We start from the raw sequence: 15,702 nt of genomic DNA, 5'->3' as shown, positions 1-15,702 counted from the left end.
TGTAAATATTACTTCAGATTACCGCTTCATTCGAATAACTTCATCCAGCATCATGTCCGTGGTGGTGATGGTCTTGCTGTTGGCCTGGAAGCCTTTCTGCGTGCTGATCATTTTGACGAATTCGGTGGCTAGGTCGACGTTGGAGAGTTCAAGGGCGTTGGAAGCAATGGTTCCAAGGCGACCCCGACCAGCAATACCGGTCAATGCCGGACCGGAGTCTCGAGTTTCCGCAAAGAGATTGCCGCCTTCACGCCTCAGCCCCCAGACATTGTTGAAGTCAGCCAAGGTCAACGCATAGAGCTCCGTGACCTGTCCATTGGAGTACCTGCCGGTCAGGACCCCCTCCCGGCTGACGGAAATGTTCTGCAAAAAGCCGGCAGTATATCCGTCCTGGGCTTGAAATAATGTTGTGGAAGGGCTGGCATAACTCGTTGAATTCAGCGCATCCGGATTCCAATTCCCACCGGCACCGGCAAGAGAAATTCCAAAATTCAGTTCAATGGGTTGCATGTCTGCAGCGTTTACTCCAAGAAAATTTGCATAAACTAAAGGATAGCCGTTTTGGGAGTAGACAGGATCACCGGCTGCACCGCTTGGATTGAGCAAGCTATTCATGTTCTGCATTCCAATGAGTTCCCCAGCAGCGTTGAACTCCATTTCTCCACGAAACAGGAGTCCGGCATTTGCAGCGTCAACCCCCCTCAAATCCTCTTCCGGAGGAACGGTGACAATAAATTGCCAGTACTTGTTTGCGGGAGGTTCACCAGGGGTGACAATATTGCCATCATAATCCAGAACATCTGGAAGCGGTTCACGTTGCTGAAAGTAGACAGTAAGGTTGTGTCCTCCTCCGTTTTCGTCATAAACTCGTAACGTGCTTTGGTATGAGTATTGCTGCTCACCAATACCCGGTTTCCATTCACTCCATAAATTCGGATCGTCTGGATCGGCGGGGTCCGCAGCGATTTTTGGGCTCTTAGAATCCAAGTTAAGAATCATGCCGAAGTTGTTGGTCGACTGTGGAGGGGATTGGAAATTTTCCAGGCGAATGTCGCCGGGCACTCCTTGAATATTGACCTGCTGTCCTTGCTCTACGTTCACTTGTCCAATTAATTGATCGACCCGCTTTTGCCCGATCTCCCATCCCTGGACTCGATAGCCATGAGGGTCAACTAAGAAACCATCCTTGTCGAATCGGAAATTTCCTGCCCGGGTATAATAGCTGATTGCTTCCCCGGGAGGGCTGACAAGAAAAAAACCGTTCCCTGTAATCGCCACGTCCGTCGCCTCATTCGTTGTCTCAAGAGACCCCTGGCTGAAGTCGCCCAGAATCGCTCCAACGGCGACCCCTCGGCCGACCTGGCCGATCCCGTTGGCGACGCTGACGCTCTGGCTCATGAAATCCTCGAAATGCATGCGCGAGCCCTTGAAGCCGACAGTGCTGACGTTGGCAATGTTGTTGCCGATCACTCCCATTTTCTGGCCATGCCCTCGCAGGCCGCTGACTCCGGTCCACATTGATGCCGTGAGACTCATGGTGCTGCTCCTTGATTATTTTTCCGCTCGCCAGGAAGAGCCGATGGCAATGGGAAGGTTTAGATGACGATGCATGTGATCTTATTTTACTATATCCAGGCTGTTCATCAGGGTCTGGTGGATGTCGTGCTGTTCAGCAGGCCATTAATGTTGGACAGTGATTCCGTGATTACCTGAAGTTGCGCGTTCAAGCAGTACCACCCATTTTGGACTTATCCCCGACTACTTCAGTAACGTCCTTGATGTTGACCCGTCTGCCATCTTGGAGCCGAAGAAAGGCCTGATCTCCGTCATTGACGATACCGGAGACAACGCCACTGGTTTTCGTGGAGATCATCAGCGGTTCCCCATTTACCCCTTCGGCAGCCATGAATATTTGATACACTCCGTCCTGCACGGAATTGCCGCCGTGGTCCTTGCCGTCCCAAGCAAATTGGTGCTCGCCGGGCATCCTTCCGGGAAGAGTGACGCTGCGCACGATATTGCCATGGTTGTCGAAGATGTTCAGATAGAGCTTTTCCGCGGTATCCGGCAAAGTATAGGAAAAGGAGCTGACGTCGGTTCCGTTCTTGCTGATGCTGCGTCCTTCGGCCCTGATCTCTTTTCCGATATAGTTCACCGCGCTCAATGTTTCCTGGCGGGAAAAAGTTTCCTTGAACTCGCCGATGCTGTCGGAAATATTGTTCAGCTGCTCCAGGCTGGAAAATTGAGCCAGCTGGGTTACAAATTCCTTGTCATCCAGAGGGTTCAGGGGGTCCTGATTGGCCAACTGAGTGGTCAGCAGGCGCAGGAAAGCATCCTTGTCCAAAGCGGATTGGCCGCCGGTTCGGGGTTTTTGCGTTTCAAAATCCCTTTCCGCGCGACCGATGAGGTGGCTGGACTGGGATGAAACATATGAGCTGGTATTCATGGGGCTTCTCCTGGAAAGAGGAAAAAATTGCTAGGCGACCAGGTTAATTCCGCCTTCTCGTGACGAATCAAGCAAAATTGATGCCTCTTCAGAGGAAACATTTATTCCCGAACCATTGCTTTTGAGCAGGCCCCGCCCCAGAGCGGCCCATTGGGTTTTGGCTCCTTGTTCCTGAAATTTCTGACCTTCCGAACCGTGCCAGTGCTGAGTGAACTGATTCTGATCCTGTAATTGGGTCTGGACTTCCAGGCGAGTGACGCGCAGGCCCTGGGATTCCAGGGTTTGGCGGAGTAGGGGCATGTTCTCGGCGATGATTTGCCGAGCCTCGTTATTCTCCGCCCGGAGCACGGCCTGGATTTCCTTGCCCACAACTTTCAGGTTGACGGTCAGGCTGCCCAGATCCGCCGGGTTGAGCTGCAGCGTCAATTGCTGCCGGCCCTGGCCCATGTTCTGGAGCAGGCCCGAATAAACCTGGTTGAGCACGCTGCGATGCGGAGCCGGTGCATTGGAAATGATCCGTTTGGCCGCGGCTTCGGCGTTGTTGGCTGAATTCGTCTGGCCGAGAATAGATCGTGGGTCAGGGCCTGCATCCTTGGTGGTGATCCCGGCGGCTTCTCCCGTATTCTGGACATTGATTTTGTTCCAGAACGATTCCCAGCCTTGAGCCGATTTGTTCTGGGCGGTGGGATTGTCTCTGGCCGCTCCATGGTCGGCATTTTGATTCATCATGCCGGAATCCTTGCCGTCTCCAGCTTGGGACGCCATCTTCAGCGCATTTGTAGCCTCGGTCATGGATACGCGGGGCGCATTGACGCCGTTGTCCGCGGCCTGCATGCGCTGTTCCCTGCTCTCGCCGAGGACCATGCTCTTGTGCACCTCGGCCAGAATTTGTTCTCTGGAATTATTGGTCGTTTGGTCCTTGGTGGTGACGGCATCCTTGAGCTGGGCCAGGATTTTTTTCAATTCTTCCGGGGTGAGTTCCTTTTCCGTTGCCAAGGCGACGATCTTCTCCAGGCTGGAATTATTCCGGTGACTATCCTTGATCATGTTTTGCAAGGCGGCACGAAGTTCAGGATCCATTTTCAACTCGCCTTTGCCGAGGGCCTCGGCAAGCCTGCGCATGATGTCGAGTGTTTTGCCGTCAAGTTTTGAGAGGCTTTCGACATCCGTACCCAGGAGCTTGGCCAGATCCGACATGGCGTTGCCGTTATCTTTGGAACCCGCACCGCCTTTCAGTCCAAGCACCTGGAGCAGGGAGAGAATTTCCGCGGGAGTTATGGAAATCTTTTCGTTGCCGGTCAGGGAAGAGAGAGTGTGTTGAATGGTGTTCCAGACGGAGTCGAATTTTTTATCCAGGATATCCTGGGTCAGTTTCAATCCATCTTCCGGCGAGAAGCCGAGTTTATCGAACAGGCTGAGCAGGTTGCGTTCCTGTTCCGGAGAAATCTTGATTTTTGCCAAGTCTTCCAACGGCTCGCGCAGCACTTCCAGAACCATGCGCCAGGTTACCGTACCGGGCTGATCGTAAAGATCCTCTATTTGATCCAGTGTCTCCCGATCCACGCCAAGCTGTTCCAGTTTGTCCCGTAACCGGGCAAAATCTTCCCGGTTGACCGGCTTGTCCAGGTGCAGCGGGGTTCGAGGTGGATCCGAATGCACGGAGGATGGGGGAGCAGGGTGTTGCCGTTGTTCTGAAACCGGGTTCTCGCGAGGAGGAAGAGTTTCCGGCAGTAACGCATGGTGCCGGTTATCCTCATGGGGAGCACGCATGAAAGCTCCGAAGACATCCTCGAAATTATTGCTTCCCAGGTTGAACAGCGGCATGTCTCCACCGGGAACCGAATTGCCGGATGCTTTGGAAGTGCCTGAAAATGAGGGAAAAATCTGCATGGTTCTCTCTCCTTGTCCCTGATTATTCAAAAGCTGTTCCAGCCCGCACAACCGCCCTTGTCCCCAACGGCATGTTGCAGTAGAAACATGCCATGTCTGCTCCACACGCATCTGCCTTCGGATTTTCAAGGCAATCCCGTCGAATGTATCTGCAGCTCGATCCCCGCAACATCTCTTTTCTGAAATTTCTTCTGGAGGCCTACGACAATCTGGCCTACCTGACCACGGTCAGCTCGCAATCGGCCGTGATCAAACTGGTCTTCGCCCCGGAACAGGAGCAGGAAGTGAGGGAGTTCCTGGAATCGGTGCGAGATGAGATTGGGTTTGTCGAGATACTGATGGGCGGTAGGGATGGTTACTGAAATATTCAATAATGACGAGTGAATATCGAAAATATTTGTGAGACATGGAGGGGCTATGCGTTGTCGTTTACATCATCCAGATATGACGCGGTGGGTTGCCGTTTTGCTTGTTTTGGCCTTGTTGTGCATGGGCATGGGAGGGTTCGGGGATACGGAAGCGGTGACCAAGATACCCAGGCCGGAGCGATCCTTTCTGGTGGAGTTGGTGGACGCCGATGACGTGTCCTTCCGGCTGCATGATTTCTCCATGGACGGGTTGACCCTGATCCCGGTCACCGCGGGCAGAGCGCAGATCAGTCTGGACTTCGCGGAAATTGTCGATGTCAGGATGTATGTCCAGGATGATCAGGTGATGGCTCGGGTATCCTTCCGCAATGAGTCCACCAGCGAATTCATGATGCAACCCGACCTGGTGTTCTACGGGTTGACGGATTGGGGAAAGATGAAAATCGAGGCCGGGGATGTCCGCCGGATTACCTTTCTGGGGCGGGCTGAAGCACCCCAACCTGTCAGGCCGGAGGCAAACTGAAAAACTCGCGCGCCGTATTTGCGCAGGATTCCCAGACCTGCCGGATTGGTTCTCCGCGCAGGTTGGCAACTGCCTCGGCCGTGTAGCAGAGATAGGCCGGCTCGTTGCGCTTGCCCCGGAAGGGCACCGGCGTCAGAAACGGGCAGTCCGTTTCCAGAACCATGCGCGAGAGAGGGATTCTGGTTACGGCTTCATGAAGCGCCGTGTTTTTGGGAAAGGTGACCGGACCGGGAATGGAGATGTGCCAGCCTCGGACCAGGATTTCTTCGGCCAGATCCGGCCCGCCGCCGAAACAGTGCCAGAGCAGAGGGCGATCCGTGAAATCCATGTCCTGGAGGATGGCCAGGGTTTCCTGCTCGGCCTGACGGCAATGGAGGACCACGGGAAGATCCCGTTCCCTGGCCAGAGCCAGCTGATCCCGAAAGGCGCGGATCTGGACGTCGGCCGGGCTGCGGTTCCAATACAGATCGAGCCCGATTTCACCCAGGGCCCGCAGGTTGGCGTCGCCGACAAACAAACCGTTCATGTCCGCCAGGACACCGGAATTGACTGTGGAAGCTTCGTGGGGATGGATGCCGAGCGTGAAGAAGATGTTTTGCCGCGCGGATAATCTGGATTGATGGGCCTGGTACGCCTCCACCGAGAGGAAGATATTTCCGATCCAGGCCACACCGGCATTCCCGGCACGCTCCAGGACCTGATCCAGATCTTCGGCAAAGTCCGGAAAGTCAAGGTGAGCATGAGTTTCCACGCCCACATGGGGCAGGGCGAACGTCTCCGGCAAGGGGATATTTTTTTTTGAGGACATGACGTGCTTCTCCTGGGGCGCAAGGTAGAGTATGGCCTGCCGCTTGTCGACATTTTGGGGTGCTTGGGGGCTGTGCAGGCAGTTAGAGTGTTTTCGATTTCGATTGCGATTTCGATTGCGATTTCGATAAGATTAGGATCGCGAATGGGGTGGGTTACGTGGGCCATGAACATATATTATGACCAAAGTATTCTATGATACGGACATGTATTTCTCCTGATGGAACTTTTCGGTACGGCGTGCATCGGCCTTCGTATTCCGTGGCCAATATGCGCGGGGATGACCATCATGCGGAGTTGGGGACGACTCGTGATGGGGATCGGGTGGAGAATCAGCGCAATTTTCCGGAGGGCGACGTTGACGTGCCCCATGCGGGTGCGATCTACGAAATTCCTAATGCTTTTGCATTCCGGGGTACGACGTATATTGATTCCTCCTGGGCTGACGCCAAGGCGCGCAATCCCGGGGCCATCGCATTGCCGCGGCCGCAGGACGTTTCCTTGTCTCGGGTGTTGGGCTCATGGTCCGGCGGTGGGATGACGGTTGAGGAAAAAAAGGATTTTTTCAGCCGGCTCCCCGACCCGGTCCTGTCGGCTCTGGCCGCCACGTCTACGGATTCGGAGGATTTGCGGATTCTGGCCGGATTGTGCTGCGAGCTGCTTTTTGATGAACAAACCGGAGACCCTAAAGGACTTCGTTACATAAAGGACGATTCGGGACGAATACGTGCTGTGGTCCTCAATCATGATCTCTTCGAAGCCGTGGCCAATAATCCAAATTTGCCTGATCCCTACAAGGTGGCCATGGTTCTGCGGCCCGGGGTTCAGGGCGGCAGCGAGATTGTCGGGGATGTGGGGGGCGGCGGCACGCATGTTTTCGAGTATTTGCGCCGCAACAGCTATATTCCTTGGGGGCATTTCGCGGCGAACATGGCCCATGATGCAGTGCGGTACGCGGTCAGGGATCTGGATGCCGAGGATATGCGCGGCCTGCGCCATTTGTACTACCAACGGACGTACCTGCGCCTTGCGCGGATGTTGGATTTGGATGTTCCGCGCCGCGGGATGCTGACGCAGGATGTACTGGAAGAACTGCGTCTGCGGATTGTGGAGCGGATGGTTGAGGCAGCGGCGCAAGGTCGCGGCCTGCCGTACAGCGCCACGTTGTGGGGCTGGAATTTCGGGTTCGACTTCGCGCCCAGCGGATATCGCCTCCATGCCTCGCACCAGCAGATTCACCAGCAATACGCCTTGATTCCGTCAACGGTTGCGTCAGCCTCGTCGGCAACCGATCAAGACCGGGAGTCGGGTCGGGATCTGCATGCCTTTGCCTGCGGCGATCTGGTGGCCGATGCCGTGGCCGCCTACCGCCGTGAAACCGGCCGGGGGCTGTTTGCGGACTACCTGCGGGCCATCCGGTCGAATCAGCGCACGGACGGTGGTTCGGGAGAATCCAGCCTGGTGGTGTATGAGGACGAGCAGGTGCTCCTGTTCGTGCCCAAAGCGCAGACATCGGCCTTTGAACTGCAACTCATGCCCCTTGGGCCCGTCGGTCACCTCCTGGATGCGGACACGGCCTGCCGCAAGTCCCTGGACGAGGCCATGCTCAAGGCCCAGCAGGCCCTGGAGGGACTTGGAGCGCGAATGGTCACGAGCATCGAGTACTCCCGCCGCTTTGACGCTGAAGATAATGACCAGCGCCTGCTCTATGCCTTCCTGCCCAAGCTGCCCTATGCGCCTGGCGGCTTCAGTGAGGCGCAGTTGCGCAGCATCATCGGGCATTATCCCGAAGACTTCGCCCATGCCTGCCGCATGGCACTGGCAAGGGGCTGATCATGTTGCGCCGGGAAATCGCCTATTACCTGGAAATGACCGATCCTGACCAGCTCGTCCCGGCCCCGGATTATTGGGGAAGCCTCGGGTAGTTATGGGTTCCTCTTTGTCTCCGATCCAATTCACATTTGCCGGCGTCCGGCGCGGCTTTCAGCTCTGTCTGCCTTTGGGGTTGAGCGTGTTCGCCTACGGGCTGGTTTTCGGCGTCCTGGCGGTGCAGGCCGGCATGAGCGCCATGCAGGCCGGGGCCATGAGCCTGAGTGTCTTTGCCGGCGCTTCCCAGTTGATGGTCCTGGAGTTCTGGGGCCCGGTCCTGCCTTTTCTCGGCATTGTCCTGACCACGTTCATCGTCAATCTGCGCCATGTGCTCATGGGCGCGGCCCTGCGCGACTGGCTGACCGGAATCGCGCCCTGGAAGGCCTACGGTTCCCTGTTTTTCATGACTGATGAATCCTGGGCTCTGTCCATGCGGGAGATGGCCGGCGGCGGTCGGGACGCCGGTTTTCTGCTCGGGTCCGGGCTGTGCATTTATGTTTTCTGGTTCACGGCCACCTGCCTGGGAGCGTCCAGCGGGTATTTCGTGGGTTCGGCCATGAGCGATCCGGCCAGGTGGGGCTTGGATTTCGCCTTTACCGCGGTATTCATCAGTCTGCTGATTTTTTTCTGGAAGGGACGTCATGATCTGCCGGTCTGGCTGGTCGCCGCGGGCGCGGCCTGGATCGGCGTTCTCGTTCTGCCCGGAAAATGGTATATTCTTTGTGGCGGATTGGCCGGGGGGCTGTACGGAGCGTGGCGTCATGAGCGTTGATCTCGTAACCGGCGCGTCCAACCTGGATGTTTTCATCGTCCTGCTGGGAATGGTCGGGGCCACGTACTTCACCCGAGCGGCGGGGCTGTTCCTGATCAGCCGGGTCACGCCCACACCTCGGGTCGAGGCTTTTTTACGACATGTTCCGGCGTCCATTCTGGTGGCCATTGTCGTTCCCAATCTGGTGAACGGAACTTTAGCGGAGCGTCTGGCCGCCGGGGCAACGGCAATTGTCGCCGCGCTGACGCGCAATCTGATGGCCGCGCTGGGCACGGGCGTTCTGGCCGTGGTGCTGCTGCGAGGAGTTTTATGACCGCTATTCCAGCTCTGACCGCAAAATGGCATGACCGGATTGCCGACATTGACCCACAAGACTGGAACATGCTCTGCCGGGAGCGCGATGTCCCCTTTCTGCGCTGGGAATGGCTGCACCTGCTGGAAGAGTCCGGGAGCGTGGTCCCGCAATGCGGATGGCGGCCTTGTCATCTGACCATGCACAGCCAGGGCCGGATGGTCGGCGCCGCGGCCCTCTACCTGAAGAGCCACAGCGATGGGGAATTCGTCTTTGACCAGGCCTGGGCGCAACTGGCCTCCAGCATGGGCGTGCGCTACTATCCGAAGCTGGTGGGGATGAGTCCGTTCAGTCCGGTGACGGCGTATCGTTTTTTGATGGCCGAGGATGCGAACCAGTCCAGGCTCAGCACGGCCATGAGCCTGGAAATTGAACAATTTTCCCTGGAGCATGGCGTATCAGGATGCGGTTTTCATTTCGTGACCACGGCCTGGGGGCAGATCCTGGAAACCCTGGGGTACAAGGTCTGGCTGCATCAGGGATTTGTCTGGCTCAACCCCGGATTCGCAAGTTTCGACGACTACCTCTCGGGATTGAAGGCGACGCAGCGCCGCAACGTGCGCCGGGAACGGAAGCATCTGGCCGGGCAGGGCATCACGACGAAGTTTTTTCTGGGGGAGGAGATACCCGAGCAATATTTCGAGCTGATGTACGAGTTCTATGCCCGGCATAACGACCGCTTCGGACAATGGAGCTGCAAGTTCCTGACACCGGAATTTTTTCAGGGCCTGCGCGGGACTTTTCGCCAAAACGTGCTGATCATCGCCGCCTTCGAGCCGGGAGACGAGCAACCGGTGGCCATGTCGCTGCTGATCACCGCCGGAGATCGGCTCTACGGCCGCTACTGGGGCACGCGCAAAGAAGTGGAGTTCCTGCATTTTGAACTCTGCTACTACCGGCCCATGGAATGGATGATCGAACAAGGCTTGCGACTCTTCGATCCCGGCATGGGGGGAGTGCACAAGGCATTGCGCGGTTTCGTCTCCGCACCCAACTACAGCCTGCACAAATTTTTTGATCCCCGCCTGCACGGAGTGATGGAAGTCTACATTCCGGAATATAATCGCATGGAAATGCAGGACATTGTCGCCTTGAACAGCATTCTCCCCTACAAGAGCAGGAAATGATCGGCCGGTTTCAGGGCTCTCATTTGAATTTGCGTTCAATTTGAAACGAATATCTCGCGCTGCCCAAAGTCGTAATCGCAATCGCAATCGAAATCGAAAATCGAAAACAAAGTAACTACTCAGCTTCAGAGCAGGAAAAGGTTACTTTCAAAAAATTGTGGCAAGCACGACCTGGATTCCCGCCTTCGCGGGAATGACTTGTTTTTCAACGGCGTCTCCGGGTCAGTCATACCCGCGAAGGCGGGTACCCAGTCCGCTTTTACTCGGACGGGCTGAGTAGTTATAAAAATAGATTGGGAATTATTGCGATCGATTCCCATTGCGATTTCGGTTGCGATTTCGATTTGGATTTCGATTTGGATTTCGATTGGATTTCGATTGGATTTGGATTTGGATTGCGATCCCTTGACGCCCGACGGCAACATTTACTTTTCCATCTTAACCGGCTACAGGTTTGATCTAAATGTTATCCATCATCCCCTTTTATCTTCTCTTTTTGCCGCTGACCATCTTTTTTGCAATCATCACCATTGCGGTCTCCATTTTTGATTCCAGCGGAAATCTCCCGAACAGGGTCGGTATCTTCTGGGGTGGTCTCGTCTGTCGCCTGGCCGGGATCAAGGTGCATGTGGACCGGGGTGGTTTCGACCCCTCCGGCAGGTACATTCTGATGGTCAACCATCAGAGCTGGTTTGATATCCCGGTCCTGCTGGTCGCCTTGAAAGGGCATCAGTTTCGATTCGTCGCCAAGCAAAGTCTCTTCCGCATCCCGTTCTTCGGCCAGGCCATGTCCCGGATCGGCTATATCGGCATCGACCGGGACAATCCCCGCCGGGGCATGAAAAGCATTCAGGATGCCATTACGAAATCCGAGCACGCCTCGATCCTCATTTTTCCGGAAGGCTCCCGATTCGCGCAGCTTGGCGAGTTCAAGATCGGCCCGATGATTCTGGCCATCAAAAGCGGACGGCCCGTGGTTCCGGTTCTGATCTCCGGAACCCACGACGTCTTGCCCAAGCCCTCCTGGAGGATCAGGCCGGGCGAGGTCGCGGTCCGCTTCTTTCCCCCAATTGAGACCAAAGATAATTACACGATCAAGGATCGTGAACGATTAAAGCAGGATATGTGGAATATCATGCACACGCATTCCAAGGAGACTGATGAATGGTTGGCCAAGAAACGTCCGTGACCCTGACCCCTCTGGGAGGGCTGGGCGAGATCGGAATGAACTGCATGCTGCTGGAATCCGATGACAGCATTATTGTCATTGATTGCGGGCTCATGTTTCCCAGTGATTACCATTACGGTGTGGACATTCTGATCCCGCGCTTTGAAACCCTGCTTGCAAAGAAAGACAAGATCCGGGGCATCATCCTGACCCACGGCCACGAGGATCACATCGGAGCCTTGCCGTGGCTGTTGCCCTATGTGGATGTTCCCGTCTACAGCTCGTCCTTCACTCTCGCCCTGCTGGAAAACAAGCTGCGGGAGCATAACCTGAACAAATATGTGGACCTGCGCCAAGTTTCCAGCGGTGATCAGGTGGAACTGGGGCCGTTCACGGTCCATTTCATTCCTGTTTGCCATTCGATCATCAACGGCTTCGGCCTGGGTATCGAGACACCGGTGGGCCGCATTATCCACAGTGGGGACTTCAAGATCGACCCTACGCCCATGGACAACCAGTTTACCGATCTGGATGCCTTTGCCGCCTTTTCCGAGCCGGGCGTGCATTTGCTGCTGTCGGACTCCACCAATATCGAACGCGAAGGCGTGACCCTGACCGAGATGGAGATCAAGGCAGCTCTGGAGCGCATCTTCCGGCAGGCCGAGGGCCGGATCATCATCACCTTGTTTTCCAGCCATATCCAGAGGATGCAGGAAGTTTTCGACCTGGCGGCCATGACCGGAAGAAAGGTGGCCGTCAGCGGCAGGAGCCTGGTGAACAATATCGGCCTGGCGCGGGAACTCGGGTATCTGCGGGCTGCACCCGACGCCACCTGTTCCCTTGAGAATATCGACGACATGCGCGACGACAAGCTCGTGCTTCTGGTCACGGGATCGCAGGGAGAGCCGCTTTCCGTTCTGACGCGCATTGCCCAGGGCGATCATCGCCAGATCAAGATCCATAAGGGGGATCTGGTTTTGATGTCCTCACGAATCATCCCCGGGAACACCAAAGCCATATCGCGGGTGATCAACAATTTGTATCGTCTGGGTGCCGAAGTGCTGTATGAAAAAGTGCAGGGAATCCACGCTTCAGGCCATGCGCATCGGGAAGAACTGGCCACCATGCTGAATACGGTCAAGCCCAAGTTTTTCGTGCCCATTCACGGCGAATACCGGCATCTGGTGAAGCATTGCCAGCTGGCGCGCGAATGCGGGGTGGCCTCGGAACGAGCCATTGTCCTGGACAACGGCCAGCCCTTGACCTTTTTCGAGCGCGGCATTCGTTTCGAGGATCGAATCCGGGTGGATTCGACCTTTGTGGACGGCAAGGGAGTCGGAGACGTCGGGGCCAGCGTGCTCAAGGAACGCAAATTGCTAGCAGAGGAAGGACTGGTGGTCGTGCACTTGGTCATTGACCAGGAAACCGGGCATATTCTCGTCGGACCGGAGATGATCACCAAAGGCTTTGTTTTTGAGCAGCAGTTCGAACACGTTCTGGACGACTCCAAATGCCTGATCCTGGATGTCTTCGAATCCAACCCCAAAGCCTCGCCAAAGAAAAATGCGGAGCGGATTCGCATTGTTTTGCGCAGCTTTTTCCGCAAGGTGCTGCAACGCGATCCAGTGGTTCTGCCTGTTGTCGTCGGGGTGTGATGGGGCAGGGGAGCGCCTCCAGGTCGGCCAAGCCCGTCACCTGCAGGGCTTGGCGGCAAGCCGGTACGTCAAGATGGCTTCTGTTGCGGGAGTAATCCGGTTGATTCCGATCATGTCGGCGTGAACGAGTCCGGCTCAGTCGGACAGACAACGGCGCAACACCGAGACAAGCCTGACCGGTTTTCGTCTTGTGTTCAGAATGTGCTGAACAGTGCAATCTTTTGGATGAAACCTCCTGGGAGTTTTTATGCGTGTCGTGCGAGTCCAGTATGCGGGGAAGACCTTCTACGCCACACTGCAACCGGATCATGTGATGTGTCTGAACAAGGACATGGGATTGAACGATCCGATCGGTCTGGATCAGATTGCCCTGCTCCCTCCGGTGGCGCCGAGCAAGATCATCTGCGCGGCCCTGAACTACCATGCCCATGCCGAGGAAATGGGCAAAACCGTTCCGGATGAGCCGGTTCTTTTTTTCAAGCCTCCTTCCGCCGTCATCGGCGCATGGCAACCCATAGTTCTGCCTGTCCAGTCCTTCCGGGTCGATTACGAAGGAGAGCTGGCCGTGGTCATCGGCAAGCCCTGCCGAAAGGTCAATGCGACTCAGGCCGCGGAATATATCTTTGGGTATACCTGCGCCAACGACATTACCGCGCGGGATCTGCAAACCAAGGACGGACAATACGGACGGGCAAAAGGCTTCGATACCTTTGCGCCCATCGGGCCGTGGATCGAGACGGAAGTGCCCGATCCTTCCGAGCTGACGCTGATCACCAGGGTCAATGGGCAGGTGCGTCAGAACGGCAACACCGGCGATATGATTTTCAGCGCCTGGGAGCTGCTCAGCTTTGCTTCCCACGTGATGACCCTGCTTCCGGGGGACGTAATTCTCACCGGGACTCCTCCCGGAATCGGCCCCCTGCATGCCGGAGATGAGGTGCAGGTGGAAATTTCCGATGTCGCCTTGCTGACGAACACGGTGATCGTGGAACAGGACCACGTTGAAGGGTATTCCGTCATTCAATAATGCGTTTGCGGCATTTTCGGAGCAAAAAGAGCCGCCGAAGATTAAACCACGGGGCGCACGGGGGAACACGGGGAAAGAAAATTTTGCTTGACGAGATGCATCCCCCCGTGCTCTCCGTTGCTCCGTGGTTGATTCATTCTGGTGGACATAGAAACATGCCAAGGCAACTCTCAGCTCGTCCGAGTAAAAGCGGACCGGATACCCGCTCCCCGTCTACACGAGGACAGGCTTCGCGGGTATGAGTGATCCGGAGATGGCATTGAAGAACAAGTCATTCCCGCGAAGGCGGGAATCCAGGTCATGCTTGCCACAAGCTTTCAAAGCAACCTTTTCCTGCTCTGAAGCTGAGTAGTTGCAAAACAAGTGTCGCAGCAGAGATAATCAGCGAAGATATTCTCGGTCAAATCAATTTGTTCCAGGGACAGGAGTTGTGAGTGGGTTTTCTTTCCGCGAGTACGGGGTTGACGAGATACAGGCTGCCGGATGACGTCGGGGACGATGTCCTTGCCGAGATTCCCAGGCGGTTGAAGAGCTTCGCCTTTGTGGACATCGATCAGAGCATGGAGGAACGATCCTTCGGATGGGTCTGTTTCGATGACCTTCTGGACGTGGACTGGGCCACGGCCGGACCGGAGAAAGGACCGTATCTGGCGTTTTCCCTGCGCCTGGATACTCGAAGGGTTCCGCCCGCGGTGTTCAAGAAGCACTGGATGATCGCCCTGAGGGAACGGCAGGCTCAACTTGCCCAGGAAGGCAAGAAGTTCGTACCCAAGGATCAGAAAACCGAACTGCGCGAGCAGGTGCGTCAGAAACTGCTGATGCGCAGCCTGCCGATTCCGGCTGTCTTTGATGTTGTCTGGAGTGTTCGCGACAACAGGGTTTATCTGGCCACCACCAACGGCAAGATCCGAACGCTGTTTGAAGATCTCTTCGCCCGCACCTTTCAGGCCGAACTGGAGCCGTTGACCCCCGTCTCCCTGGGTCTGGAGATGCTGGGGGCTGGAGCTGAAGGCCGCCTGACAAGCTTTGAAGGTTCGATTTTCATTCCTGCTCGGGAGGCTGCCCAGTGACGCTGGAAACGATCAAGGCCAAGGATCTGGCTCTGGGTCAGGAGTTTTTGACCTGGGCCTGGTTTCGAAGCGTGCACAACAACGGGCAGTGGCAGACCACGGACGGCGTGGCTTTCGGGTTGATCTTCGAGGGCCGGGTCATGGTTCAGAGCGGAGAAGGCGAATATCTGGAATCCGCGGTTTGCAGCGGTCCCGGCGGGGAACTGCACGAGGCCAAGAGTGGTTTGGCACGCGGCAAGAAGGTTCATCAGGCGAAACTGCGGATGGATGAAGACGGTCAGGGCTGGCAGGTTACTGTAAAGGCCGAGGATTTCTCCACGGCCGGCTTCAAGACCCCCAAGGTTGAGTTCCGGCTGGAAGAAGGGCAGGATCCCGACGGCCCTTTTCTGGAAAAGATGTACCTCATCGAACGGGGCCTGTTCTTTTTCGACCAAATGTTTCTGCAATTCCTGAAGCTGCGATTTTCGTCGGAGTGGTCCCAGGAACTGAACGCCATCCGCAAATGGGTGGCTGCTGACGAATAAAACACTGATGCCATTTCCCCGCACCATGCCCAGGGCGATGCATTGAGTACTATTATATATATTTTCCGTAACTACTCAGCTTGAGCGAAAAAGGTTCGTTTCGA

15 protein-coding genes are annotated in these 15,702 nt (G+C 56.0%); 11 read left to right on the top strand and 4 right to left on the bottom strand.

Features of this window, described 5'->3' with window-relative positions; translation table 11 throughout:
* Positions 1-18: 18 nt before the first annotated feature.
* From BLP93_RS12990 to BLP93_RS12980, 3 genes are all read right to left on the bottom strand, one after another.
* Positions 19-1,536, bottom strand: a complete 1,518-nt coding sequence (locus BLP93_RS12990) for a flagellar hook protein FlgE (RefSeq protein WP_092122483.1) — start codon at positions 1,534-1,536, stop codon at positions 19-21.
* A 187-nt stretch (positions 1,537-1,723) separates the two neighbouring features.
* Positions 1,724-2,446: a flagellar hook assembly protein FlgD gene (locus tag BLP93_RS12985; protein WP_092122481.1), complete on the bottom strand. Its 723-nt coding sequence runs from the start codon at positions 2,444-2,446 to the stop codon at positions 1,724-1,726.
* A 30-nt stretch (positions 2,447-2,476) separates the two neighbouring features.
* A complete protein-coding gene (locus BLP93_RS12980) occupies positions 2,477-4,336 on the bottom strand; it encodes a flagellar hook-length control protein FliK (protein ID WP_161946329.1) in 1,860 nt (619 codons plus the stop codon).
* A gap of 143 nt (positions 4,337-4,479) precedes the next feature.
* On the opposite strand from BLP93_RS12980, the gene BLP93_RS12975 reads away from it, so the two are divergent.
* Together BLP93_RS12975 and BLP93_RS12970 are read left to right on the top strand one after the other, a co-directional pair.
* Entirely contained in the window at positions 4,480-4,698 is a 219-nt protein-coding gene (locus tag BLP93_RS12975; protein WP_161946328.1) for a DUF4911 domain-containing protein, read from the top strand.
* 55 nt (positions 4,699-4,753) lie between these two features.
* A complete protein-coding gene (locus BLP93_RS12970) occupies positions 4,754-5,227 on the top strand; it encodes a hypothetical protein (protein ID WP_139163001.1) in 474 nt (157 codons plus the stop codon).
* Here BLP93_RS12970 and BLP93_RS12965 read toward each other — a convergent pair.
* Positions 5,208-6,035 (bottom strand): TatD family hydrolase, encoded by an 828-nt coding sequence (locus BLP93_RS12965; protein ID WP_092122472.1) that lies wholly within the window; start codon positions 6,033-6,035, stop codon positions 5,208-5,210. The genes BLP93_RS12970 and BLP93_RS12965 overlap by 20 nt on opposite strands.
* Before the next feature lie 269 nt (positions 6,036-6,304).
* On the opposite strand from BLP93_RS12965, the gene BLP93_RS12960 reads away from it, so the two are divergent.
* From BLP93_RS12960 to BLP93_RS12915, 9 genes are all read left to right on the top strand, one after another.
* Positions 6,305-7,867, top strand: a complete 1,563-nt coding sequence (locus BLP93_RS12960; RefSeq protein WP_208596648.1) for a hypothetical protein — start codon at positions 6,305-6,307, stop codon at positions 7,865-7,867.
* Between the two features lie 94 nt (positions 7,868-7,961).
* Positions 7,962-8,675 carry an AzlC family ABC transporter permease gene (locus BLP93_RS12955; RefSeq protein WP_092122466.1) on the top strand — a complete coding sequence of 238 codons (714 nt, stop codon included), beginning with the start codon at positions 7,962-7,964 and terminating at the stop codon, positions 8,673-8,675.
* Positions 8,665-8,988 carry an AzlD family protein gene (locus BLP93_RS12950; protein WP_092122463.1) on the top strand — a complete coding sequence of 108 codons (324 nt, stop codon included), beginning with the start codon at positions 8,665-8,667 and terminating at the stop codon, positions 8,986-8,988. The genes BLP93_RS12955 and BLP93_RS12950 overlap by 11 nt, the downstream gene beginning before the upstream one ends.
* The gene (locus BLP93_RS12945) at positions 8,985-10,154 is read left to right on the top strand and encodes a GNAT family N-acetyltransferase (protein ID WP_092122460.1); all 1,170 of its coding nucleotides are present in this window, start codon (positions 8,985-8,987) and stop codon (positions 10,152-10,154) included. The genes BLP93_RS12950 and BLP93_RS12945 overlap by 4 nt, the downstream gene beginning before the upstream one ends.
* 463 nt (positions 10,155-10,617) lie before the next feature.
* Positions 10,618-11,343, top strand: a complete 726-nt coding sequence (locus tag BLP93_RS12935) for a lysophospholipid acyltransferase family protein (protein WP_092122454.1) — start codon at positions 10,618-10,620, stop codon at positions 11,341-11,343.
* Positions 11,319-12,977: a ribonuclease J gene (locus tag BLP93_RS12930; RefSeq protein WP_092122451.1), complete on the top strand. Its 1,659-nt coding sequence runs from the start codon at positions 11,319-11,321 to the stop codon at positions 12,975-12,977. Before BLP93_RS12935 ends, BLP93_RS12930 begins: the two co-directional genes overlap by 25 nt.
* 247 nt (positions 12,978-13,224) lie before the next feature.
* Entirely contained in the window at positions 13,225-14,004 is a 780-nt protein-coding gene (locus tag BLP93_RS12925; protein WP_092122448.1) for a fumarylacetoacetate hydrolase family protein, read from the top strand.
* Positions 14,005-14,438: 434 nt separating this feature from the next.
* Positions 14,439-15,074 carry a recombination-associated protein RdgC gene (rdgC, locus tag BLP93_RS12920; protein ID WP_092122445.1) on the top strand — a complete coding sequence of 212 codons (636 nt, stop codon included), beginning with the start codon at positions 14,439-14,441 and terminating at the stop codon, positions 15,072-15,074.
* Positions 15,071-15,598, top strand: coding sequence for a hypothetical protein (locus BLP93_RS12915; RefSeq protein WP_092122439.1), 528 nt, complete (start codon positions 15,071-15,073; stop codon positions 15,596-15,598). The genes rdgC and BLP93_RS12915 overlap by 4 nt, the downstream gene beginning before the upstream one ends.
* Positions 15,599-15,702: the final 104 nt, after the last annotated feature.

The organism is Desulfonatronum thiosulfatophilum (assembly GCF_900104215.1).
Taxonomy (GTDB): Bacteria; Desulfobacterota; Desulfovibrionia; order Desulfovibrionales; family Desulfonatronaceae; genus Desulfonatronum; species Desulfonatronum thiosulfatophilum.
Note: the sequence above shows the minus strand (reverse complement) of the source record. Positions and strands in the feature narration are given on the sequence as shown.

Excerpts from the sequence above, each read along its gene's own strand:
- BLP93_RS12990 (WP_092122483.1), bottom strand. The coding sequence starts at position 1,536 with ATGAGTCTCACGGCATCAATGTGGACCGGAGTCAGCGGCCTGCGAGGG.
- BLP93_RS12985 (WP_092122481.1), bottom strand. The coding sequence starts at position 2,446 with ATGAATACCAGCTCATATGTTTCATCCCAGTCCAGCCACCTCATCGGT.
- BLP93_RS12980 (WP_161946329.1), bottom strand. The coding sequence starts at position 4,336 with ATGCAGATTTTTCCCTCATTTTCAGGCACTTCCAAAGCATCCGGCAAT.
- BLP93_RS12975 (WP_161946328.1), top strand. The coding sequence starts at position 4,480 with ATGTATCTGCAGCTCGATCCCCGCAACATCTCTTTTCTGAAATTTCTT.
- BLP93_RS12970 (WP_139163001.1), top strand. The coding sequence starts at position 4,754 with ATGCGTTGTCGTTTACATCATCCAGATATGACGCGGTGGGTTGCCGTT.
- BLP93_RS12965 (WP_092122472.1), bottom strand. The coding sequence starts at position 6,035 with ATGTCCTCAAAAAAAAATATCCCCTTGCCGGAGACGTTCGCCCTGCCC.
- BLP93_RS12960 (WP_208596648.1), top strand. The coding sequence starts at position 6,305 with ATGCGCGGGGATGACCATCATGCGGAGTTGGGGACGACTCGTGATGGG.
- BLP93_RS12955 (WP_092122466.1), top strand. The coding sequence starts at position 7,962 with ATGGGTTCCTCTTTGTCTCCGATCCAATTCACATTTGCCGGCGTCCGG.
- BLP93_RS12950 (WP_092122463.1), top strand. The coding sequence starts at position 8,665 with ATGAGCGTTGATCTCGTAACCGGCGCGTCCAACCTGGATGTTTTCATC.
- BLP93_RS12945 (WP_092122460.1), top strand. The coding sequence starts at position 8,985 with ATGACCGCTATTCCAGCTCTGACCGCAAAATGGCATGACCGGATTGCC.
- BLP93_RS12935 (WP_092122454.1), top strand. The coding sequence starts at position 10,618 with ATGTTATCCATCATCCCCTTTTATCTTCTCTTTTTGCCGCTGACCATC.
- BLP93_RS12930 (WP_092122451.1), top strand. The coding sequence starts at position 11,319 with ATGGTTGGCCAAGAAACGTCCGTGACCCTGACCCCTCTGGGAGGGCTG.
- BLP93_RS12925 (WP_092122448.1), top strand. The coding sequence starts at position 13,225 with ATGCGTGTCGTGCGAGTCCAGTATGCGGGGAAGACCTTCTACGCCACA.